The following is a 2,139-nucleotide window of genomic DNA, read 5'->3' as shown; positions in this document are numbered from 1 at the left end:
GACTTCAACCAGGTCGTTGAAGGCAACACGGTGTACCTGCCGGTGTACCAGCCTGGCGCGCTGTTGTACTTCGGTGATGCGCACGCCCTGCAAGGCGACGGTGAGACATCCCAATATGCGCTGGAGACTTCGATGGATGTCGAGGTTTCCGTCGACGTGATCAAAGGAAAAGCGGTGCAGATGCCTCGCGTCGAGTCGCCGACCCGGATCATGGTGCTGGGGCAGGCCGGATCCATCGACGAAGCGACGCGGGCCGCAACCACCGGCCTGGTCAAGTGGCTAGCGCAGGACTACGGACTGACGCTCTCCGAGGCCGCACAGGTACTGGGCAGCTCCGTCCATTATACGGTCGCCAATCTCGCCGGCAGGAGTGTCGGCGTGGCCGCGAGCCTGGATAAAGTCTTGCTTTCACAGCTGGTGAAACCCGCTCAGCCGTGACTGTTGCGTCCTCGACACAGGTTTCTTCAAGACGACACCCATGGCCTGCGTTAGCGTTCCCTGGCTAATACCCCGGCGCCTGGCCATGGGCGCTGTCGTTCATTACCTGGCAGCCGGCTGGCATGCGGGCTGCCCCATCGGGACAGCCCATGAATGCGACTGCGAAGCTCCAGGAACTCGGCCAGAGTCTTTGGCTGGATAACATCTCCAGGAACATGATCGACACCGGTCTTCTCGAGACGTACATACGCGACTTCTCGATCACCGGTCTGACCTCGAATCCCTCCATCTTCACCAAGGCGGTGGCTGGTGGTTCGGACTACGACGCCCAGATCGCCAGCGAGCGGGCAACGGGTGCAACGCCTGAAGAAATCGTGTTCCGCCTCATGGTCCAGGATCTTCGTCGCGCCGCCGACCTTTTCGCGCCGATCCACGCGAAGACATCCGGGATGGACGGATGGGTGTCCATCGAGGTGTCGCCGTACCTTCTCAACGACGCGAAGGGCTCGCTGGACTGGGCGCAACGGTTGCATGCGCAGATGGATCGCCCCAATGCCTTCGTGAAGATTCCCGGCTCGCCGCAAGGTGCCGTCGCGATCGAGGAGGCGATCTTCGAGGGCATCGCGATCAACGTGACGCTGTTGTTCTCCCGCGACCAGTACCTGGCCGTGGCGGAGGCCTATATGCGCGGTATCGAGCGACGCATCCTTGGCGGTCTCGATCCCAAGGTCCGTTCGGTGGCGTCGGTGTTCGTCAGTCGCTGGGATGCGGCAGCGGCGAAGCAGGGGCGTGCCGACCTGCGCAACCGTCTCGGCCTTGCCGTGGCGGCGGATGTCTGGGACGCCTACCAAGGCGTGCTCGCCTCCGAGCGCTGGAAGACGCTGGCCTCGGCCGGAGCCATGCCACAAACCCTTCTCTGGGCCAGCACGGGGGTGAAGGATCCCGAAGCCGACGACACGCTCTACATTACGGCGCTGGCGGCGCCGGACACTATCAACACCATGCCGGACGCGACGCTGCGCGCGTTTGCCGACCACGGCAAGGTGCCCGGCAAGGTGGCCCTCGACCGTGATGAAGGCGCTGCCGTGCGACGTACGGCCAATGAAGGCGGCCTCGATGTGAACGCGCTGGCGAGCCAGTTGCAGGTCGAGGGTGGTGCCGCTTTCGTGACGGCGTGGGACGAGCTGATCAGGCGCGTAGAGGGTAAGGTGACCGCCTAGCCCCCCGGAGCTGCCGGATGCTTGCATTTGAACAGGCGCGCGCATCCGAGGCAGCCATCCTCTCGGATCTCGCCTTCGCGTCAAAATCGTACTGGCCGTATTCGTCGGATCAACTGCAACGGTGGGCGTCGGACCTTAGGGTCACGTCCACCGGGATCGAACGTTGGCCGACCATGACGGCCCGTCTCGACGGCGCGTTGGCGGGTTTTTATCAGCTGCGGAGGCAGGCCGACGGCGCGGTCAGGCTCGAGCACTTCTGGCTTTTGCCCGCCTTCATCGGGAAGGGCTGGGGCAGGAGCATGCTGAACGACGCGGTCGAACGCGCCAGGGCACTTCGTGCCTCGAGGCTCTATATCGAGTCCGATCCGCACGCCGAGGCGTTCTATGTTGCGTGCGGGGCGGTGCGAGTCGGCGAGATTCCTGCGCCGATCGAAGGTGCGGAAGCACGGACGCTGCCGATCCTCACGATCAGCCTGAAACC

General features: G+C 64.0%; 3 protein-coding genes. All 3 read left to right on the top strand.

Features of this window, described 5'->3' with window-relative positions:
• A partial coding sequence (locus tag AC1DT2_RS21560; protein WP_477298628.1) for an acetamidase/formamidase family protein occupies positions 1-438 on the top strand: 438 nt, incomplete at its 5' end.
• A 149-nt stretch (positions 439-587) separates the two neighbouring features.
• Complete coding sequence (gene tal / locus AC1DT2_RS21555) at positions 588-1,658, top strand: transaldolase (RefSeq protein ID WP_477298626.1); 1,071 nt, start codon at positions 588-590, stop codon at positions 1,656-1,658.
• 17 nt (positions 1,659-1,675) lie between these two features.
• On the top strand, positions 1,676-2,139 hold a 464-nt coding region (locus AC1DT2_RS21550), incomplete at its 3' end, for a GNAT family N-acetyltransferase (protein WP_477298625.1).

The sequence above is a fragment of the Luteibacter sp. P4_E6 genome, assembly GCF_056401535.1.
The sequence above is the reverse complement of the archived record's forward strand: the minus strand, read 5'-3'. Positions and strand labels throughout refer to the sequence as shown.